The 18905-nt window shown below is 68.1% G+C and carries 21 protein-coding genes and 3 pseudogenes; 8 read left to right on the top strand and 16 right to left on the bottom strand.

Annotated elements, in window-relative coordinates; translation table 11 throughout:
- Nucleotides 1–28: 28 nt before the first annotated feature.
- A pseudogene (locus ABZV77_RS09985) lies at nt 29–908 on the bottom strand (IS5 family transposase).
- A 53-nt stretch (nt 909–961) separates the two neighbouring features.
- Complete coding sequence (locus ABZV77_RS09980; RefSeq protein ID WP_356252929.1) at nt 962–1126, bottom strand: hypothetical protein; 165 nt, start codon at nt 1124–1126, stop codon at nt 962–964.
- Nucleotides 1127–1305: 179 nt separating this feature from the next.
- Between ABZV77_RS09980 and ABZV77_RS09975 the strand changes: the two genes are divergently transcribed.
- Nucleotides 1306–1467: a hypothetical protein gene (locus tag ABZV77_RS09975; protein ID WP_356252926.1), complete on the top strand. Its 162-nt coding sequence runs from the start codon at nt 1306–1308 to the stop codon at nt 1465–1467.
- Nucleotides 1468–1527: 60 nt separating this feature from the next.
- Nucleotides 1528–2373: a class I SAM-dependent methyltransferase gene (locus tag ABZV77_RS09970; RefSeq protein WP_356252923.1), complete on the top strand. Its 846-nt coding sequence runs from the start codon at nt 1528–1530 to the stop codon at nt 2371–2373.
- 118 nt (nt 2374–2491) lie between these two features.
- On the opposite strand, the pseudogene ABZV77_RS09965 reads toward ABZV77_RS09970, so the two are convergent.
- A pseudogene (locus tag ABZV77_RS09965) lies at nt 2492–2575 on the bottom strand (IS5/IS1182 family transposase); the annotation flags it as partial.
- A gap of 52 nt (nt 2576–2627) precedes the next feature.
- Here ABZV77_RS09965 and ABZV77_RS09960 point away from each other — a divergent pair.
- Entirely contained in the window at nt 2628–3011 is a 384-nt protein-coding gene (locus tag ABZV77_RS09960; protein ID WP_356252920.1) for a hypothetical protein, read from the top strand.
- Between the two features lie 77 nt (nt 3012–3088).
- Here ABZV77_RS09960 and ABZV77_RS09955 read toward each other — a convergent pair whose 3' ends face one another.
- Nucleotides 3089–3220 (bottom strand): hypothetical protein, encoded by a 132-nt coding sequence (locus tag ABZV77_RS09955; RefSeq protein ID WP_356252917.1) that lies wholly within the window; start codon nt 3218–3220, stop codon nt 3089–3091.
- Between the two features lie 112 nt (nt 3221–3332).
- Between ABZV77_RS09955 and ABZV77_RS09950 the strand changes: the two genes are divergently transcribed.
- From ABZV77_RS09950 to ABZV77_RS09940, 3 genes and pseudogenes are all read left to right on the top strand, one after another.
- A complete protein-coding gene (locus tag ABZV77_RS09950; protein WP_356252914.1) occupies nt 3333–4235 on the top strand; it encodes a hypothetical protein in 903 nt (300 codons plus the stop codon).
- Nucleotides 4236–4474: 239 nt separating this feature from the next.
- Nucleotides 4475–4555 (top strand): annotated as a pseudogene (locus tag ABZV77_RS09945) (helix-turn-helix domain-containing protein); the annotation flags it as partial.
- A 306-nt stretch (nt 4556–4861) separates the two neighbouring features.
- Nucleotides 4862–5098 carry a hypothetical protein gene (locus ABZV77_RS09940; RefSeq protein ID WP_356254338.1) on the top strand — a complete coding sequence of 79 codons (237 nt, stop codon included), beginning with the start codon at nt 4862–4864 and terminating at the stop codon, nt 5096–5098.
- Here the strand turns inward: ABZV77_RS09940 and ABZV77_RS09935 are convergent.
- Nucleotides 5095–5724, bottom strand: a complete 630-nt coding sequence (locus ABZV77_RS09935; protein WP_356252911.1) for a nucleoside deaminase — start codon at nt 5722–5724, stop codon at nt 5095–5097. The two genes, ABZV77_RS09940 and ABZV77_RS09935, sit on opposite strands and share 4 nt — an antisense overlap.
- Nucleotides 5725–5980: 256 nt before the next feature.
- Here ABZV77_RS09935 and ABZV77_RS09930 point away from each other — a divergent pair, with 256 nt between their 5' ends.
- The gene (locus ABZV77_RS09930) at nt 5981–7495 is read left to right on the top strand and encodes a hypothetical protein (protein ID WP_356252908.1); all 1515 of its coding nucleotides are present in this window, start codon (nt 5981–5983) and stop codon (nt 7493–7495) included.
- 143 nt (nt 7496–7638) lie between these two features.
- On the opposite strand, the gene ABZV77_RS09925 is transcribed toward ABZV77_RS09930, so the two are convergent.
- The 6 genes from ABZV77_RS09925 to ABZV77_RS09900 form a co-directional block, all read right to left on the bottom strand.
- Entirely contained in the window at nt 7639–8106 is a 468-nt protein-coding gene (locus ABZV77_RS09925) for a hypothetical protein (RefSeq protein WP_356252905.1), read from the bottom strand.
- Nucleotides 8107–8194: 88 nt separating this feature from the next.
- Nucleotides 8195–8530 carry a hypothetical protein gene (locus tag ABZV77_RS09920; protein ID WP_356252902.1) on the bottom strand — a complete coding sequence of 112 codons (336 nt, stop codon included), beginning with the start codon at nt 8528–8530 and terminating at the stop codon, nt 8195–8197.
- Nucleotides 8531–8666: 136 nt separating this feature from the next.
- The gene (locus ABZV77_RS09915) at nt 8667–8792 is read right to left on the bottom strand and encodes a hypothetical protein (RefSeq protein WP_356252899.1); all 126 of its coding nucleotides are present in this window, start codon (nt 8790–8792) and stop codon (nt 8667–8669) included.
- 95 nt (nt 8793–8887) lie between these two features.
- Nucleotides 8888–10234: a pentapeptide repeat-containing protein gene (locus ABZV77_RS09910; protein WP_356252896.1), complete on the bottom strand. Its 1347-nt coding sequence runs from the start codon at nt 10232–10234 to the stop codon at nt 8888–8890.
- On the bottom strand, nt 10234–10503 hold the full coding sequence (locus tag ABZV77_RS09905) for a hypothetical protein (protein ID WP_356252893.1): 270 nt from the start codon (nt 10501–10503) through the stop codon (nt 10234–10236). The genes ABZV77_RS09910 and ABZV77_RS09905 overlap by 1 nt, the downstream gene beginning before the upstream one ends.
- A 165-nt stretch (nt 10504–10668) precedes the next feature.
- Nucleotides 10669–10938 carry a hypothetical protein gene (locus ABZV77_RS09900; RefSeq protein ID WP_356252890.1) on the bottom strand — a complete coding sequence of 90 codons (270 nt, stop codon included), beginning with the start codon at nt 10936–10938 and terminating at the stop codon, nt 10669–10671.
- Between the two features lie 397 nt (nt 10939–11335).
- On the opposite strand from ABZV77_RS09900, the gene ABZV77_RS09895 reads away from it, so the two are divergent.
- On the top strand, nt 11336–11935 hold the full coding sequence (locus tag ABZV77_RS09895; RefSeq protein ID WP_356252888.1) for a DUF6461 domain-containing protein: 600 nt from the start codon (nt 11336–11338) through the stop codon (nt 11933–11935).
- A 679-nt stretch (nt 11936–12614) separates the two neighbouring features.
- Here ABZV77_RS09895 and ABZV77_RS09890 read toward each other — a convergent pair.
- The 5 genes from ABZV77_RS09890 to ABZV77_RS09870 form a co-directional block, all read right to left on the bottom strand.
- Entirely contained in the window at nt 12615–14138 is a 1524-nt protein-coding gene (locus ABZV77_RS09890) for an aldehyde dehydrogenase family protein (RefSeq protein WP_356252885.1), read from the bottom strand.
- A gap of 97 nt (nt 14139–14235) precedes the next feature.
- Nucleotides 14236–15543: a GAF domain-containing protein gene (locus ABZV77_RS09885; RefSeq protein ID WP_356252882.1), complete on the bottom strand. Its 1308-nt coding sequence runs from the start codon at nt 15541–15543 to the stop codon at nt 14236–14238.
- Nucleotides 15544–15619: 76 nt separating this feature from the next.
- Nucleotides 15620–16219 (bottom strand): peptidoglycan recognition family protein, encoded by a 600-nt coding sequence (locus ABZV77_RS09880; protein ID WP_356252879.1) that lies wholly within the window; start codon nt 16217–16219, stop codon nt 15620–15622.
- A gap of 173 nt (nt 16220–16392) precedes the next feature.
- A complete protein-coding gene (locus ABZV77_RS09875) occupies nt 16393–17427 on the bottom strand; it encodes an acetamidase/formamidase family protein (protein WP_356252876.1) in 1035 nt (344 codons plus the stop codon).
- Between the two features lie 254 nt (nt 17428–17681).
- Entirely contained in the window at nt 17682–18905 is a 1224-nt protein-coding gene (locus tag ABZV77_RS09870; RefSeq protein ID WP_356252873.1) for an ROK family transcriptional regulator, read from the bottom strand.

Here is an 18905-nt window from a genome sequence, read left to right as displayed (position 1 = left end):
CGACCGCTTGTGCGGTCGCGCGATCTGCTTACGCGTAGAGACACAGGCGGATCGCGGCGGCGGTAACGGTGTCCTGGAAGACGTAGGCCCGCTTGTCGTACCTCGTGGCCACAGCCCGGAAGTTCTTGAGTCGGTTGATCGTTCGCTCAACTTCGTTGCGGCGGCTGTACATCGCCTTGTCGAAACCGGCGGGTCGACCGCCCTTGCTGCCGCGGGCTTTGCGGTTGGCTCGCTGGTTCTTCGGCTCGGGGATGGTGTGCTTGATCTGGCGTCTGCGCAGGTAGCGGCGATTGCGGCGTGAACTGTAGGCCCTGTCGCCGCTCAGGTAGTCCGGGCGGGTGCGTGGGTGTCCGCCGACGGGCCGGGCGACGCGAATGCGGTCCAGAAGCTCGATAAATTGCGGAGCGTCGCCCCACTGGCCCGGTGTGATCACAAATGCGAGCGGCCGACGGCCGCTTTCGCTGGCCAGGTGGATCTTGCACGTGAAGCCGCCACGTGAGCGTCCCAGGGCTTCGTCGGCACGGTGCGAGACGGGGCGTCGACGGCGTCCTGGAATGCGAGGGGCGGATCGACGGGCTCCGGCCGCGTGCTGGTGAGCGCGGCACACCGTGGAGTCCACGCTCACCATGGACCAGTCGATGAGGCCCCCGCGTCAGCGTCAGCCTGGACAGCCCGCAGAATCCTGTCCCCCGTGCCGTCCGCTGACCAGCGTCGATGCCTGTCGTGCGCTGTCTTCCACTTGCCGAAGCCGAGCGGTAGGTCCCTCCACGGAATGCCGGTCCGCTGCCGAAGAGGATTCCGTTGATCACTCTGCGGTGGCTCTTCCAACGTCCGCCTCTTCCCACGTTCTTCGGCAGGTGCGGCTCCAGCCGAACCCACTCCTTATCCGAGAGGTCGCCCCGCCCCATGTCGATCGGAACGACCCGCGCGTTGGTCAGTCACCGGACGCATCGGACAGGCTCTAGTCGGCGGGCGTCCACGGCCCGTCCGGGACGGTACTGGTGCCGCCGCACCGCCAGCATTCGAATTCCTCCGGCAGCCGGTACCGGGTCCCCCAGAACCCGGTCTGCTCCCCGTAGAGGACGTTCTCCTCGTCGCACCAACCGCACGTAAACAGGAAGTCCACGCCCACCCCGCCCCAGACGCGCAACCCGAAGCGGGTTGGGCGCTCCCAGGGTGCCCGCGGCCGTCGTGCGGCGGCAACGGCGCAACTCGGCCCCGACACGGCCCGTACTGCCACGCCTCGGCATTGAGACGCCCCCAGCTGGGGAGCATCAGCTCCCACGCACCCGCGAGGAGACCAGCATGGCGATCATCGGTCCCGGCCACGACGACCCCGAGTACGACACCTACGGCCCCGCGCCTGGCGCCACCAGGACACCCCGTTCCGGCGCTGGCTGGCGAGCAGATCGTGGCTGCCAGGCGATCTGGCTATGGCCGTCAGGGCGCTTCAGCCGCATCCTGTGAAGGGCGCGGAGTGGGTGGGTGTGGCCAGCATGCTGGGTTCTGGCCGGCAAGGAGGAATACATGGAAAGCGCGCCGAGCAGGACGGCGATGTTTGCGGCTGTGTCGCGCGGATTGTTTCGCCTGGAGACGGCGTCGCCGTGGGTACTGGACGATGTGCTGGCCCTGGTGCTTGTCGGCCCGGTATGGCAGCAACTGCGAGACCAGTTCGATCCGCTGTTCCCCGGCCCGGTCCGTCGCGAGGCCCGTGCGGCTGTCTGCACCCGCAGCCGGTACGCCGAGGACCGGCTGGCTGCCGGTGCCTTCACGCAGTACGTGATTCTCGGCGCGGGGCTTGACTCGTTCGCGTGGCGGCGGCCGGATCTGCTCGGCTCGCTGACGGTGTTCGAGGTTGATCACCCTGCCTCCCAGGCCTGGAAGCTCGAGCGGGTCAGAGATCTCGGCCTGCCGCTCAGCGCCTCGCAGGTATTCGTGCCGGTTGATTTCGAGGCCGAACCGATTCAGGATGTTCTGGGCGCGGCCGGATTCGACTGGGCGCGGCCGGCGATGTTCTGCTGGACGGGCGTCGCCCCCTATCTGACGGCACAGGCGATCGAGTCGACGTTGCACACGATCGCGGCGGCTGCTCCCGGGGCTGAGGTGGTGTTCTCCTACCGGGCCGAGGACGCTGCGCTCGACGACGCGGGGACGGAATACGCCCATATCTACACACCGATCGCGGCTTCTGTCGGCGAGCCACTTCAGCCTGGCTGGCCGGTATCCGAGATCGAGAGGCTGGTCATCCGGTGCGGGCTGAAGGTCGTGGACCACCCCGCACGTGCAGACCTCCAGCAGCGGTACTTCGCCGACCGTACCGATGGCCTGCGGCCCTATACCTTCGAGACCCTGGTGGCCGCGCGGGTCACCTGAACGAGCGGTTCCGCAGCAAGACTTCGGTGTAGTCGACTGACGTCCGTTTCGTGTTCATGTGAGCCCGAGGAGAACGAGGGGTCTGCGGGCATCGCGGGCGTTGTGCCGTAGGCCGGGCCGTGGAATAGCGGTAGTTCTTCGACTGCTCGGCGATCGATCGGTCGCGGGTGGGCACCAGCCATCCGGAGATCATTTCAATTGTCGGCAGCCCGCCCGTCAGTGATCCTGGGTGCCCAGCAAGGAAGGCAGGTGACATGGGGCTGATGCTCTTTCCAGGTGACGATGACGTGACCAGTCCGGACGTCTCCTGGTCCTACACCGGCTTCGGGACATTCAGGGAGTGGCTGGCTCGGACCGAGGGGTTCGAGCTCGCCGAGATGGACGGCTTCGGCGGCGACCGCCAGTGGTCCAGCGTCGCCACCGCGCTGGAGCCACTGCTCAACCATCCAGATGATGATGGCCCCGACCTCACGCCCGCTCAATGCGCGGCCATGCTGCCCCGGTTGAAAGCGATCCTCGATCACCGTCTGCCGGTCGACAGCGACCCTGTCCTGCGCCGGCGTATCGAAGACATCGGTGAGTTGGTCACCGTCCTGCGGTCTTGCGTGGACAAAAACGTGGAGCTCATCTTCGGCTGATCCGGGAGCGCGGAGCGACCTTTCGTGGAGAGGGACGACCACAGTTACGGACAACCTTTAGGCAGGAGCCGGGCAGGTCACAGGCGCCAGCTGCGGATCTTTTCGGCGCAGGCGAACACGTCGGCGCCCGCGCGCACGTCGCGGGCGAGGTCGATGAAGCCGCCGTACGGTTCGGCGAGTCCTTGAAGAAAGCAAGCATGCTTGCACAATTGTGGCCGTTCGGTGCACGGCCCGGGGTGAGGGCTGCGCGGACCCTGTGTGCTCAATACACTCGGCGATCGCGCCCATCGCGGCGCACACTCGCATATCGGGGGACGAACGATGAGCAACTGGAACCCGGGCGGACGGTCGCCCCAGGGGCCGCAGCCCTACCAGCCGCAGCCACCTCAGCCCTATCCGCCCCAGCCCTACGTGCCGCCACAGCCCCAGCCGCCCTACCCGGGGCCGCCGGTGCCGCCGCCGGGCGGGCCGATCACCGGGCTGCGGCGGCGGATCGGCCCCATCCACACCGCGCGCAGGGTCTTCACCCCGTCACGGCCGGGCATCGTCTCGGATCCTGAGGTGGCGCGGATGCGGAAGATCAGGACCCTGGTCGGCGTGGGCGCGTTCCTGTGGATGTCCTACGCCTACAAGCTCGCCCCCAAGCTCAGCGATGCGGCGGACGAGCAGGTCGACAAGTCGTGGACCAGCGCCCTCGTGCTGGCGGCGACCCTCCCGGTCGTCGTCGGCGTCCTGTACGGCCTGGCCGCTCCGGCGGCGCGACGGGACCTGCTGCGCCGGGCGGGGCGGTGCTTCGGCGCGATCGTGGCCATGATGGCGGCGGCCTCCGTCTTCCCGATCATCGTGCTCTCAGGGTTCTTCGAGGGCCAGGAACCCCTCGTGGAGGGCCACTTCACCGTGACGAAGGGCCTCATCCTCGCGTTCACCCTCTTCGTCCTCTTCTGGGTGACGCCGTTCGTCATCTGGGGCGTGGGACTCGCCGTCCAGCACGTGTTCCGCACCGCGGACATCCACGAGACGGTGCCGCCACTGCTGATCATGGCGTTGGCGTGGGAGATGGCACTGATCGACATGTTCACCGGCGCCCACGAGGGCGTGCCGACGGTGATCCGGTACGTGTTCATCCTGGGCGCCCCGCTCTCCGTCACGGCGGTCGGCCTGTGGGAGCTGAACCGGCTGCGCGTGCACTACGGGCTGGGGATGCGGGGACTGCTGATGCGCTAGGAACGGCGCCTCGCAGGATGTACTCGTGATCTGGTTTTGAGGTCGTGGGTCGCCACATGAGGCGTCCCCTCTACCAGATTGCGGCGTGCTTGCGGTGGGTAGCGCGCTCGCGCTGTGCTGCGTGGATGGGCGATACCCGGCTGGAACCTCTCGTGTTGTCGTAGGCCGAGCGGCTGACGCTGGAGAGCTGGGCCAAGCGCCGCTCGACCGCCCAGGGACTGGCCGTTCGCGCACGCATCGTGCTGGCGTGCGCGAACGGCTGGAACAACACCGTGGCCGCCGCGCGACTCGGTGTCGGCAGAGATACCGTGCACCGCTGGCGCACACGGTTCCTTGCCCGGCGACTGGACGGACTCGCCGACGGGCCGCGGCCCGGGTGCCGCGGACCATCATCGATGCCCAGGTGGAAGAGGTCGTGGTCCGCACCCTGGAGCACACGCCACAGGGCGGGACGCACTGGTCGAAGAGGGAGCCGGCCAAGGCCGTGGGGATCTCGCCGCGACGAGATCATCGCCCGTGACCTGCTCTGGCGCCTGCGGCTCACCCACCCGCAGATCACCCAGGTCTGGGCGGACTCCGCCTACGCCCGGGACCTGCTGCCCGCCTGGACCGCAGGCCATCTCTGGATGACCCTGCGGCCCGTGCTGCGTCCCCGCGGCGTGAGCGGCTTCGTCGTCCTGCCCCGCCGCTGGAAAGTTGAACGCTCCATCGACTGGATCATGAACGCCCGCCGCAACTGCCGCGACAATGAACGTCTTCCTCAGCACTCCGAAGCCCACCTGAACTGGGCATTCATCACCCTCATGACATGGCGCCTGACCCGCAACAACCCCGCTGCTTCTTGGGCCAGGAACCCCGATTAGAGCCGGGCATCGACGATCCGCGACAAGGCGAGCTGATAGGCAGCCTCCGCCGTTTCGGTTTCCGCGAAGCCGGGGATGGCGAGGCATTCTCGCGCCAGTGCGGGCAAGCTCTCACTGCCCGCTTGTGCACATGTCTGTGGTGCGTGACGGAGTGTCCAGAGGTGCATGAGCATCGCGCCGAACACGGCGAGGGGCCCTGGATCTGGTCCTTCCCTGCGAGCCCAGCGTGCTGCGATGGTGCCGCCCACAGAGGGAACCTGCTCGATTCCGTGCCACAAGAGGTCCGGGGCGGCATAGACCACGGTGCCGACGTGAGCGTGGATGAGAGCACCGCTACAGAGAAGACACGGCTCCAGCGTGGTGAAAAGACGGTGGTCCTCATACCGGCGCCGGGATGACAACTGAGCTAGCACATTGATCTCTGCGTGGGCGATCGCCGTTCCTGAGAGCTGTCCTGGTGGTGCAACTGTCTCCTGGCTGCGGTTCCGTCCGCTGGCCACCACCTCACCATCAGCATTGATCAATGCGGCTCCGATGGGTCGACTGCCCGCCCTAAACGACTCCCACGCCAACTCGAAGGGCAGTTGCCAGACCACTGGCAGCGCTGCTGTCTCGTCACCAGTCATGCGCCGATTCTGCCCGTCCTGAAGACACGAGGAGAGGTCCGCAGGTGATCCACCGGACATCTCTGCTCAACCACGTTGAGAGACAACTACTGAGCCAGCCGCCACCAGCACCACGTGAGGCGACGGGCGGGGCGCGTTCTCGGCCAATGCGGATGAGGAATCGGGCAGGAACGGCCGCTCCACGCGTACGGCCCACCGGCGCATCCCATGATCTGACCTGGGGACGAAGCGGCCCGGGACGGTGAGGAGCAACGGTATGGGCGTGAGCGACAGCTACCTGTCCAGGACGGAGGTCCAGCTGCTGCTGGGCATCAACTCCTTCGGCCTGTGGCGGCTGGTGAAGAAGTACGACGACTTCCCGCAGCCGACCGAGCCGCCGCACGACCTGCTCGCCGGGTTCGGCGACAAGAAGGAGCCCGAGGAGGTCCGGGACGGATTCCAGATCTACAGGTGGGCGGCCCACACCCCGGAGTTCGCCCACCGCGGCGCCGTGCTGCTGCGCCCGCTGCCCCAGGACCTCCCGCCCGGCCGGTGGGCCGGGTACAAGGACACGGTGCGCGGCCCGGCGCTGGACTGGCACACCGCCCTGGGCACGATCCGCGTCGTGCGCTGCGACGACCGCAAGGTCGCCACCGACGTCGCCACCGAAGTCGCCGGCCGCAGCAACCCGGACGGCGTCGCCGTCGTCTGCGCACTGTACGGGGACATGAGCTTTCGGGGTCCGGCGCTGGTCGCGGCCGACACCGCGCACCCGGGCATCGAGTACGAAGCCGACTGGAGCGACGTCGCGGCCCTGGCCGGGCAGGACCTGCCCTGGTGGCCCGACCTGCTGCGCCTGCCGCACCTGATCCGGGCCTGGCAGCCCGGCGCCCCCGCGGCCGTCGTGGAGGTGCCTGCCAACAACAACGAGAAGATCCTGCGCCGCGCCGCGGGCAACGACGCCTTCGACGTCACCTCGCAGCTGGCCGCGACGGACATGGCCAACGACATCCGCAACAACCGGATCGACGCCGCCCTGCACGACAACGAGATCTTCGGCAAGGAGGGCCGCGGCGAGCGGCGCAACCCCGTCGTCATCGCGGCCGTCCCCGACACCGGCCACCACCCCCTGCGCTCCGACGGCGACCGCCAGGTCCTCGAGGCCGGCTGGCTGGGGCTCGCCCTCAGCACCCAACCCGACGCCGTCGCGGCGATCGAGGTCGCCGTCGGCCGCCAACCGGACCTGCTCCCCTTCGGCGCGCTCACCGAGGTGCCGATGCGCCCCGGCGCGGTCAGCGAACGGTGGGCCCGCCGGCTCACCATGTGCGACCCGACCGCCGCCCACGTCGTCCTCGCCCAGGGCAAGAGGGCGGAGGCGTTCTTGATCGACCCGCTCACCGACATGCCGGTCCTGCGCACCGCCGACCGCGAAGGCCAGCAGGTCTGGCGGTTCTACGCCCCGCTGACCCTCCCGGCCGGGGACGCCGAACTCGCCTCGGTCGTCCTGCACCACACCGTGTGGGTCACCACCAGCGACGGCCACCTCCACCCCGCCCCCTGCACACCGTCCGAGCACCTGTGGTGGGGCAACGGCTACGGCGACCGCCCCAGCGAGGCCGCCACCGTCATCAACCTGCTCCTGGACGACCTCGGTGGCACCCCCAACCTGCGCGAGCACTGGAACGCGCCCAAGGGCCTGACCGCGCTGCTCAACGAGGACCACAAGCAGGGCACGGAACTCACCCGCAGCTCCTTGCTGCACGCCCGGATGACGCCACCGCGCACCCGGTGAGCCGGTGAGTACCTGCCCTGTCCCAGACAACTGTGGGCAGGGTGGGCCTCTGACCTGTGGTGCCTACGGTTGAGTGAGGCAGGTCGGGGCGGTGGTGTCCCGCTCAACCGTAGGCAGCGTGGTGTTCATCCGCGGAGCCAGGCTCAGGGGCCAGCGTGCTGTTCCATGTCCTGTCGCATTGCCTCGCGTGCCGCGTCGAGTGCGTCGTCGTACGCCATCGTGATCCGGTCGGCCTCGGGAGTTCCGACAACCACACCCTCTGCTACGGCGTTACGTAGTGCTCGGAGGCATCGGAACAAGGTCACCGCAGGGCTGGCAACCGATTTCGGGGAGAGAATCTCCAGTTCATACCGCGGTCCGTAGCAGGTACTGACCGCAGCGCGCGCCGCACGAGAACGCTCAGTGAGCGGGCTATCGCGGTCGAGCAGAAGAGCGATCAACTCATTGCGAGCCGTAGAGATGGCGGCCAGATAGGCGCTGTACAGCTCTCTGCGCGTCGCTCTCCACTCGGCCGCTCTCTCTCGACCGCCCTTTTGGTGCTCAACGAACAACGCTGAACTCAAGGCGATCACTGCTCCAATGACGGTCGCTAATAAGGTCGTCCAGTCCATCGCACTGCCCCTAAAGGTCGAGAGGGGCGGGCATCGAGGTGAGTCTGAAGGCTCGTCGATCGGCAGTTCAGGATCGGCTTCTGAGGCTTCAGGCCTTCGCCGCTTCGCAGATTGGCCAGAAGTCCGTATCGCGGCGGCCGCCGCGAAGAAGAATGCCTCCATGCCCGTCTACCGCTCCCGCGTACTGCCCGTGATCACCGTGCACCGCGACACCATCCTTAACCCCGACCTCAGCACAGCCAGCAGACTCTTGTACGTCGTACTGCTCGCCTCCCTGAATGGCGACGTCGACCTGGATGCTGCTGCCACACTCGTCGGCCTGACTGGCGAAGACGAGTTGCAGTCGCTCCTGCAGGAACTGGCGGACGTCGGTGTCGTCGAGGTCGATGACCACGAGGGACACGGCGACGTACTTACGGTTCATGAGATGCCGTTGCCGCCGAAGGAGCGGTCGCATCCCTGCGTGCCGTGCGGGGACTGCTCCTGCGAATACATCAAGGGACTGTGTCGAGCTTGCTCCAGCATCCGAGACGTAACGCAGCTGGCCACGGACGACATGGTCAGGCGCCGGCCTCCGGCTCGGCGGGCTCCCGCTGTTCGGCTCGCTCGTTGACCGTGGCCTTGCCGGTGTCGTGCGTGGCGCAACGCCGCGAGGTCGCCGAAAGACGGGCTGGACTGTTCTTCATACGCGTACGCGCGTAGCCACGGCAGGCCACCCGGATACTGCGGGCCTGCCGGGCGGCCTGAACGGGGTGTTGTAGCCCGCAGGGACAGGCGGCGGTCAGGGCGCCGGTGACCGCCACCGCTGGGGCACGCGGAGCCCGGGCGGCAGGGGCTGCCCGGGCGGGGGCAGCAGGTCGACCGGTGCGCGGCCCAGCGCCGAGGCGATATCGACGAGGCCGCCGCGGAAGTGCGCGGCGGTGAAGGTGACCATGCCGCCGTTGGAGAACTGCGCGGCGGCGAAGTCGACCGTGCCGCCGGAGAACGCCGCGCCGATGAAGTGGACCGTGCCGCCAGCGAACCGCGCGTTGGAGAAGTCGACCTCGGCGCCGGAGAACGCCGCGTCTACGAGTTCCACCCGGCCGTCGGAGAACACCGTGTTGGAGAAGTTCACCGTGCCGCCGGAGAACGCCGCGCCCCTAAAGCCGACCATGCCGTCGGAGAACTCCGCGCTCCTGAAGTTGACCGTGGCGCCGCAGAACGCCGCGTCGGAGAAGTCGACCACGGCGCCGGCGAACCGCGCGTCGACGAAGCTGACCTCACCGTCGGAGAACTGCGCGTCGAAGAAGTTCACCGTGCCGTCGGAGAACGCCGCGCCCCTGAAGTCGACGGTGGCGCCGTAGAACGCCGCGTCGGTGAAGTGGACTGTGGCGCCGCGGAACCATGCGGCCCTGAAGTCGACGGTGGCATCGCAAAAGCGCGCATTCCGGAAGGACACCGTGCTGCCGGCAGCGAACACCGCCCCGAAGAAGTCCCCGCCGTCGAAGACGACCCCGGTGAAGTCGAGGTCGTACCCCTGCCAGGAGACGTGGCTCTCCCGCGGGTCGACCGCGGTGCGGTCCCGGATGAGGCGGATGACGGTGTGCCGCACCTCACGCAGGGCCAGGTAGGCGTGCCGGGCGGCGGTGTCGGCCGGCGGGAGGTCGGCCTCGGCGGTGTAGGGCAGCCGCAGATACGCGCACAGCACGTCGATGCACGTCTGGCGCAACGGGTCGGTGGGCGCGTCGTCGGCGAGCCCGGCCAGCGCGTGCACCCCGCCGAGGCGCACCGCCACGGAGTCGTCGCCGAGTTGGGCCACCGCGGTGGTGAAGCGCTCGGTGTGCAGCCGGGTCGCCTCGCGCAGCGCGCCGTCCTCGTCCACCCGCTGGCGGCGATAGGCCACCACCAAGGCGACCAGCGCGCCCGCCCCGGCCACCACCCCGAAGGACAGCTTCACCAGATCGAACAGCGTCTTGGAGTCGAGGCGCCGCTCCGGCTTGAGCTCCCGGGCGCCGAGCAGATCCCACCCGGCGACGAACACGGCGGCGGCAATGACTAGGGCCGCGAAGAAGGTCAGGGACAGGGCCAGGCCGACCGGCCACAGGCGCAGGGCCCGCCGCTCTGGGCGGCGGCGTATCGGAGAGGACATCACGACCCGTACGGGGAACCCGTCTCCTGCCCGATCCGATCCGTCCTGTCCTTGGCCTCCTGGGCCTGGCACCCCGCGAAGAGCAGCAGCGCCGCCCACGCGACGAAGAACAGGCGCAACCCCGTCACCACGGCGTCCGAGGGCTCACGGGCCTCTGCGTTGGGTAACCACCGCGCTCTAACCCGCCGCCACATCTTGCGCTGATCAGCCATGCTGAGAGCGACCAGCCCGACAGCCATGACGATGGCCAGAATCAGTACGAAGCTCATTGCGACATCCCCCGCCCCCACCCGTCCCGCGCCGGCGCGGGACCCGAGCCGCCGATGCTAACGGCCGGTGCGCGCGCCGATGATGGCGGGGAGCACGACGGGCTCCGGTCAGCCCAGGGCTGCGCAGGGCGTTGCCGGGGAGCCCCCAGGCCGGATGATGAACCGTCAGGCCGGGTACCAGGGGCATCCCTGGATCGCGACGCGGTACAGCGGGAAGGTCCACGGGCCGGTGTGGCGGGTGGTTCGACGCTTAACGACGGGAGTGATGGTGGTGGGCTCGGCGCCTGTGGTGAAGGTGTAGCTAGCCGTCAGGTCAATCATCGGGGTCTCGCTGCCCATGGCGCGGGCGATGCGGTCGAGGGCGTCCTGGATCGCCAGGTGCTCCGCGCTGCTCAACTCCGCGCGGAGTCGCAGGCTGTCGGATTCGAGCCCCACTCGTCCGTGCGCTTGCCGACGGTGGCCTCCAGGCCCCTGTCGTGCTCCTCGTCGCTGAAACAGCTCTTGCACTCCTTCGTGGGCTCCGGCCAGTGGCCCTTGCAGAGCACCGCGTTGGGTGTGTCCCGGTCGCAGCGGCTCGCGCCGTGTGGTCACCCGTCCGCCGCGGCATCGAGGGGAATCCTCCTCTGGCTTCCTGCTGGAGCCCGGCTGGCAGCGGCGGAGGTGGCCTGCGTGGCAGGACGGCCACTGATGTAGCGCTCGGTGGAGACCATTCCTGGCCGCGCCCCTCGCCGTATCCACGCTTTACGTGACCGGTCGGCGATCGCGAGTGGAAATGCTGTTCTGACGATAGGGTTGCGTACCCACGACCGATACTGCAGAAGGGTTAAAGCTTATGAATAACGGGCTACTCTGGCTCCCCTCCGCCTATAGCGAAGGGTTTAGCGTCGCATTCTGCGCTGGAGAATCGGCCCAAGGGATGCTGGCTAAGATGGGAGCGGACCCCGCACACATGATTGCCCTAAGTGGCGGCGAAGCTGAGGCCATCGAGATGCATAATTTTGAGCCGGATGATACCGATCTGGAGAGCATAGATCTGGATGTTACGGAGCTGCAGGAACATGGCTTCCTGGGTCCTGATGCCGTCATTCTGCGTGCCGGATCCTTTGATGGCTGGGCATTCGCCATCCAGAGTTTCGGAACCTATGCGACCGACGCGCGAATGAATGAGCGAATCTCCGTAGAAACCCAATGCATCTCCTATTCGCGTACGGTAAATGCTGACACCTGGGTTCAGTACGCGAAGCATGGAGAAATAGTTGATTCGTTCGATCCGTTTGTTCCGGGGGCGGCCGATCCTGACTGGCTTGACCTGGACGAGCTCGCGGCAGCACATGACGAGAATGCGTATGTTCTGGGCAGGCTCGAATCTCATTTCAACCTGTATGTGCCGAGTGGTGAGTCTACCGAAAGACTGTCGCGGCCTCGTTCATAGCGGATTGAGAACACCGTACCCCCTTGCTTTCAGTGACTGGACAGCAAGGGGGTGCGTGCGAATATCAGAACGAAAGCTTCCCTGTGTAGGTCGACTTCACCCAGTACGGGTCTTCCTCGAGTAGGCGCTGCTTCGAGGTGAACCTTCCCAGGTCGCCCCCCACCCCTTCGTTGTCCGCCTTCGGCATGCTCGCACGGCCGCACTCAAGGTTGTCACCGTTCGAGCCCAGAAGAATTTCCTTGTACTTCTTTTTCGTGCTCTTGTTTTGCGATCCGAGTACGCAGTACTGGTTGCACTCTGCCCCGGACTTGATGCCGAGCTTTGCCCCGCTCTGTTTGGTCGCGGCAAAGGGGAACTCATCGCACTGGGCCTTGGGATCAACCCAGAGAGTAGTTTCCTCCGGCTTGAAGTTCTTGGGGCAGATAGTGTTGCGGTTCTTTATGGCTACCTTGTCGTCCGATTCCCTGGTGAGCGGCTCCCCCTTCTCCTCAAGGCCCCAGTGTGAGCCTGAGAAGTGAGTCGGGTTTTGTTCCGCGACTGGTCCGGAACGGCTGGTCAGAAGCGGGACAGCGGTGGGAGAAACTGGGAGTTGTGGCGTAAACCGGACCCTGCTCTGGCCGGGCCGAGCGGAAGGCGCCTGACAGGCAAAAGGCTAGGTCAGGCGCCTTTTTTCGTGCCGTTAGAAGAAGCCGAGCTTCTTCGCCGAGTACGACACCAGCAGGTTCTTCGTCTGCTGATAGTGCTCCAGCATCATCTTGTGCGTCTCGCGCCCGATCCCCGACTGCTTGTAGCCGCCGAACGCCGCGTGCGCCGGATACGCGTGGTAGCAGTTCGTCCAGACGCGGCCCGCCTGGATCGCCCGGCCCGCCCGGTACGCCGTGTTGATGTCACGCGTCCACACCCCGGCCCCCAGACCGTAGAGCGAATCGTTGGCGATCTTGATCGCGTCGTCGAAGTCGTTGAACGACGCGACCGAGACGACCGGACCGAAGATCTCCTCCTGGAAGATCCGCATGCGGTTGTCGCCCTCGAAGATCGTCGGCTGGACGTAGTACCCACCGGCCAGCTCACCGTCGTACTCGATGCGCTGACCGCCCGTCAGTACCTTTGCGCCCTCCTGCTGGCCGATGTCCAGGTAGGAGAGGATCTTCTCCAGCTGGTCGTTGGACGCCTGCGCGCCGATCATGGTGTCGGTGTCGAGCGGGTGCCCGGCCTTGATCTGCTCCGTGCGCGCGACGGCCGCTTCGAGGAACTCGTTGTACTGCCCGCGCTGCACGAGCGCCCTCGACGGACAGGTGCACACCTCGCCCTGGTTGAGCGCGAACATCGTGAAGCCTTCGAGCGCCTTGTCCCGGAAGTCGTCGTTGGCGGCCCACACGTCGTCGAAGAAGATGTTCGGCGACTTGCCGCCCAGCTCCAACGTCACCGGCTTGATGTTCTCCGAGGCGTACTGCATGATCAGCCGCCCCGTGGTGGTCTCCCCGGTGAAGGCGACCTTGGCGACACGCGGACTCGATGCCAGCGGCTTGCCCGCCTCCACGCCGAACCCGTTGACGATGTTGACGACCCCGGGCGGCAGCAGATCGGCGACCAGACTCATCCAGTAGTGGATGGACGCCGGGGTCTGCTCGGCAGGCTTGAGGACGACCGCGTTGCCCGCCGCGAGCGCGGGCGCCAGCTTCCACGTGGCCATCAGAATCGGGAAGTTCCACGGAATGATCTGCGCGACGACACCGAGCGGCTCATGGAAGTGGTACGCGATGGTGTCCTCGTCGACCTCGCTCAGTGACCCCTCCTGCGCGCGGATCACGCCCGCGAAGTACCGGAAGTGGTCGATGGCGAGCGGGATGTCGGCGGCCAGCGTCTCGCGGATCGGCTTGCCGTTCTCCCAGGTCTCGGCGACCGCGAGCTGTTCGAGGTTCGCCTCCATCCGCTCGGCGATCTTCAGGAGCACGTCCGCGCGCCCGGTGACCGACGTACGTCCCCACCCGGGCGCCGCCGCGTGCGCCGCGTCGAGCGCGCGCTCGATGTCCTCCGCCGTGCCACGGGCGATCTCCGTGAAGGGCTGACCGTTGACCGGACTCGGGTTCTCGAAGTACTGGCCACGGGCGGGCGCCACATACTCGCCGCCGATGAAGTGGTCGTAGCGCGACTGGTAGGAGACGATCGCGCCCTCGGTGCCGGGCGCTGCGTAACGGGTCATCTTGGCTGGCCTCCCGGGGAAGGCTGCCCGCCGTTGGGCAGCTCTCGCCCGGAGGCTAGACGCGAGGACGTTGCATCGACGTTGCGCTCCTTCCGCCTTACGTTGCGCCCCTTCCGTTGTACGTTGCCTTCGCCCTCTCGCCCGGGCCGTTTGACGACGAGGCGAGTTCGGCGTCTAGCTCGTCCAGACGGGCCCGGACGGAAGCCGTCGGCCGCAGCGCGGCCAGCGCGCGCCACACCGCCAGATCGTCCTCACCCCATGGGGCGTGCGCCCAGTTCGCCAGCAGATCCGGGTCATTGCGCTCGATGAGCGCCGCCCGCAGCTGATCCGCGAGCCTGCGGCGGAGCCGGACGAGGGCGGGGGCCTGGGACTGCGGCAGCAACGGCCCGGCATACGCCGCCGCGGCCGCCGTCACCGCCCCCGCGCCCAGCCGCCGTTCCACCACGTCGACGTCGCACTCGACGGGCGCCGCCAGCCGATACGGCCGCGACCGCAGAAGCTCCACCCCCAGAACCCGCCGAAGCCGCGCCATCTCGGCCCGCAACGTCACCTGCGACACCGACTCGTCCTCGTACAACCCATAGAGCAACTCGTCCCCCGACAGCCCCTCTGGATGCCGAGCCAGCAGCACGACGATCTCGCTGTGCCTGCGGCTGAGCCGCACCTTGCGCCCCGCCGCGAGCAGCAACGCCTCGTCACGCCCCAACACGGCCAGCTCGACTGTTTCCCCCACGCCCACCGGCGGCGCGAGCAGGGCCAGCTGGGACTCCGCCGCCCGCGCGACCGCCTGCACGAAGGCGAGACTGTGCGGATGCGCGAGCCCGTTCCCGCCGGTGATGTCGACCGCACCGATGAGCCGTCCCGTCCGCGGATCGTGCACGGGAGCCGCCGCGCACGTCCACGGCTGTACTCCCCGCATGTAGTGCTCGGTGGCGAAGACCTGCACCGGCCGCCCCACGGCGACCGCGGTCCCCGGCGCGTTCGTCCCCATGGCGGACTCCGCCCACCGCGCGCCCGGCACGAAGTTCATCCGCCCCGCCCGCTGCCGCGCCACCGCATGGCCCTCGACCCACAGCAGCCTGCCCTGCGCGTCGCACACGGCGAGCAGGTGCTCCCCGTCCGCCGCGAAGGTGCCCATCAACTCCCGGAAGAGCGGCATCACCCGCGCCAGCGGATGCTCCGACCGGTACGCCCCGAGGTCGCCGTCGGTCAGCTCCACCGCCGCGCCGGTGCCCTCGGGACTCACCCGCGCCCTCGCCGACCTCTGCCACGAGTCGGCCACCACCGAACGCACCGGGCGGGAAATCGTCCCCTCGCCGGTGAACCTCTCGTGCGCCCGACGCAACACCCGCACCCGCTCGACGGGATCGACACCCGGCTCCAGGGCCAGCCATGGATCGGTCAACTCGGCCTCCCGGGACGGCGATGCGGTGTTGCCATCGTCGCCCCGGAGGCTGAAGCCGACAAGGACGCGCTGTGTTTCAGGCGAAGTTGACGAGGCGTAGGTAGCGCGACCAGTCCCAGTACGGGCCGGGATCCGTGTGATCCGATCCGGGGACCTCATGGTGGCCGATGATGTGTTCACGGTCCTTCGGGATGTCGTACTTCGAGCAGATGGCGGCAGTCAGGGCAGCGGACTGCTCGTACATCGCGTCGGTGAAGTATTCAGGTTTGTCGACCCACCCTTCGTGCTCGATTCCGATGCTTCGCGTGTTGTAGGACCAGTTCCCGGCATGCCAGGCGACGTTCCGCTCACGGACGCACTGGGCGATGTGACCGTCCTTGGAACGCACCACATAGTGGGCCGAGACCTGCTTCGCCGGATTCTTGAAGATGGCGAGCGTGTCCGCGTACGTCTCCTGCGTGACGTGGATGATCACGTAGTCGACGGGATAGGTGGTGGGGCGGTTGGCGGCCGTGTAGTTGGAGGTGCTGGCCGGTACCGATTCGGCCAGGGGGTAGTCGACCGCACGGGTCTGTGCGGTCGCGTGGGTGGCGGGCAGGAGCACCGTGGGGACAGCGGCGGCGACCGCGCCCTGCAGCAGCCGACGCCGACTGGGGAAGCGTCTCACTCGATCCATGACTGGCCTGCCTCTCGGTGGGGGGAGCAACTGGACTGGCGCTGTACCTGGAGGGCCACCGGGGCGGTGGGCCCACTGCTTCGCTGTGGCGGTGATGATGGCCGCTACGGCGTGGAAGACGCAGCGCCGGTCTCCGGACGGGGAGGGGTCGTCCTGGCGAGAGGCACTGAGCTCTAGGAGACGCGGAGGTCCGGCCCGTGCGGGAGCGAGGCCGCCGTTTCGCGCAACCGCGCATGCAGTCCACGGTGCGTCTCGCGCGCGGGCAGCCACTCCTTGCGGATCTTTGCCACGCACGTGTAGTTGGTGTCGCAGACATTGGCGAGCGGGGACTCGACGGTCTGGGTCGCGAACTGATACGCGTCCAGTTCACTGAATCCGTAGTCACGCACCAGCCACTGCACCAGGTCTAGTTGGGATATTCGGAACGCGTCCTCGAGCGGGCGAGCCGACCCGGTCGAGATGATGTGCGTGTCGGACTCCAGCCGTGGCCACGGCGTGGACACTCCCTTGAGGAGCTCGACGATCACCACGGTGTTCATGGCACATTCGACGGCTACTCCGCAGGTCTCGCCCTCGCCCTGCCGTGCGTGCCCGTCGCCGAGGCTCAACAGGGCGCCCTCGACGTTCACCCCCAGATAGCAGGTGACTCCGGCGCGCATCTCAGGCGTGTCCATATTGCCGCCGTGGGCGTCGGGCACGAGCGCCGAGCGCACTTCCAGATTCGCCGGGGCGACACCGACCGTGCCGTGCATGGGATCCATGGGCAGCTCGACGGCGAAGTCACTTTCCCGCGCGCTGAACCGCGCGGTGCGCCGGGCCCGGTCCAGCTCCCAGATCCACACGGTTTCGGGCAGCGGAGCCTGAAGCGACGCGGTGGAGTGCGTGGAGGTGAGAGCCCCGAAGAGGGGGACCGTGGTGGAGGCAGCCCAGTCGCGGGCTGGTTCGATCGACACGAAGTGCACGGCGACGGTGTCGCCCGGCTCGGCGCCCTCCACATGGAAAGGACCGGTCTGCGGATTCAGGAACGGGAACTCGCAGACCTCGGAGACCAGGTCCTTCTCCGAGCGGACGTTCCCCGCGAAGCAGTCTTCCGTGAACAGGTCGAGGACCGTGCCCGGAGCGATGCGCGCGACGGGCGGCGCACCGCCGAACGTCCAAGCGTATTCGTCGGGTTCGGGCCGAAAGGTCAGGATCTGAACATCATTCATCGCTGCGCCGCTCCACTCTGGCCGGATGGGCCGTCGGTCCGACCGGGGTGGGCCGCACTGCTCGCTCGGGTCCCGATCCGCGTGGTCGCCGCCGTCGCTGTCACTCCGTCACGGCAGCGGCGCCTCGCGTGATTCACGGTACGGCGGCTGCCGGTTGAGGTGGAAGGGCGTGACCCGGATCTGTGCACGGCAGCGTGATTGTGGATATCCCGGCCACCCGATCGGGGGAGTGGCGCCCGTCAAGACCGTCCTGCCTACGTCCGCTGCGCCGTACTGCCCGCAGTTGCGCCGACCGGATCGTCCAGCACCGCCCGCGCCACCGAGTGCGCGGCCCCCAGAAGCGGCCCGTCGGGCCCAAGGCCGGACACCGTCACTCCACAGGCCCGGCCAGCGGTGCGCTCCGTCAACTCCTGCTCGAGAGCGGGCAGGAGCCACGGCGCGAGGCGCGACAGCGCACCGCCGAGCACTACGGCCTGCGGATCCAGCAGATTCACGGCGCCGGTCAGAGCGATACCCAAGGCCGTCCCGGCGCTGCTGAGGGCTTGCCGCACTGTTTCGTCGCCCGCGGTGGCGCGCTCGGCAAGAGCTTCACCCCGTTCCTCTCCGGGGCCCAGGCCCGCGGCGCGCAGGACCGCTTCCTCACCCGCGTACTGCTCCAGGCAGCCGCGGCCTCCGCAGGGGCAGGCAGGTCCCTCGGGGCGGACGGGCACGTGCCCCAACTCGCCCGCGAATCCACGGGTTCCGCGCAGAAGCCGCCCGTCGACGACGAGCGCCGCGCCGATGCCGATCTCCGCCGAGACATGGAGGAAGTCCTCGGGCGATTCCTCGCCGAGCCACAGTTCCGCGAGCGCGCCGAAGTTGGCCTCGTTGTCGACCGTCAGCGGCAGGTCGGTGCGGAGGAGTTGGCTCAGGTCGATGTCGCGCCAGCCGAGATTGGGGGCGCGGACGACCGTCCGGGTGTCGCGAGCGACGAGTCCGGGCACGGCGACCGCCAGGCCCGCGGGGGAGAGGCCGCTTTGTCGCGCCTCCGCGCACACCTGCTCCACCAGGGCTGCGAGCTCTTTCAGCACGGGCCCAGGCGAGCGACTGCGGTTGACGGACCGTCGCTCGGCGCGTGCCCGGACCTCACCACGCAGATCGACCGCGCACACCGCGAGATGGTCGACCCCCACCTCGGCACCGATGCCGACGGGCCCCAGCGCACTGACCGCGAGTGCTGACCCCGGCCGACCCACCCGCCCCGGACGTTCCGGTCCCAGCTCGTCCAGCAGCCCCGAACGAATCAGCTCGTCCACCAGCGTGGAAACGGCAGCCCGCGTCAGCCCGATGCGGGAGGCCACCGCCGCACGGGACAGCGGGCCGTGCGTGGCCACGGCGTGCATCACCCGGGACAGATTGCGGCGGCGCATCCCCTGCTGGGTGTCGGGCAGCCGCGTGCCGGATGTTCCCCGTCGCTCGTCGTGCAGCGGTGCGGTCAT

Origin of the sequence: Streptomyces sp. NPDC004732 (assembly GCF_040609235.1) — a bacterium.
Lineage (GTDB): Bacteria > Actinomycetota > Actinomycetes > Streptomycetales > Streptomycetaceae > Streptomyces.
The sequence above is the reverse complement of the archived record's forward strand: the minus strand, read 5'-3'. Positions and strand labels throughout refer to the sequence as shown.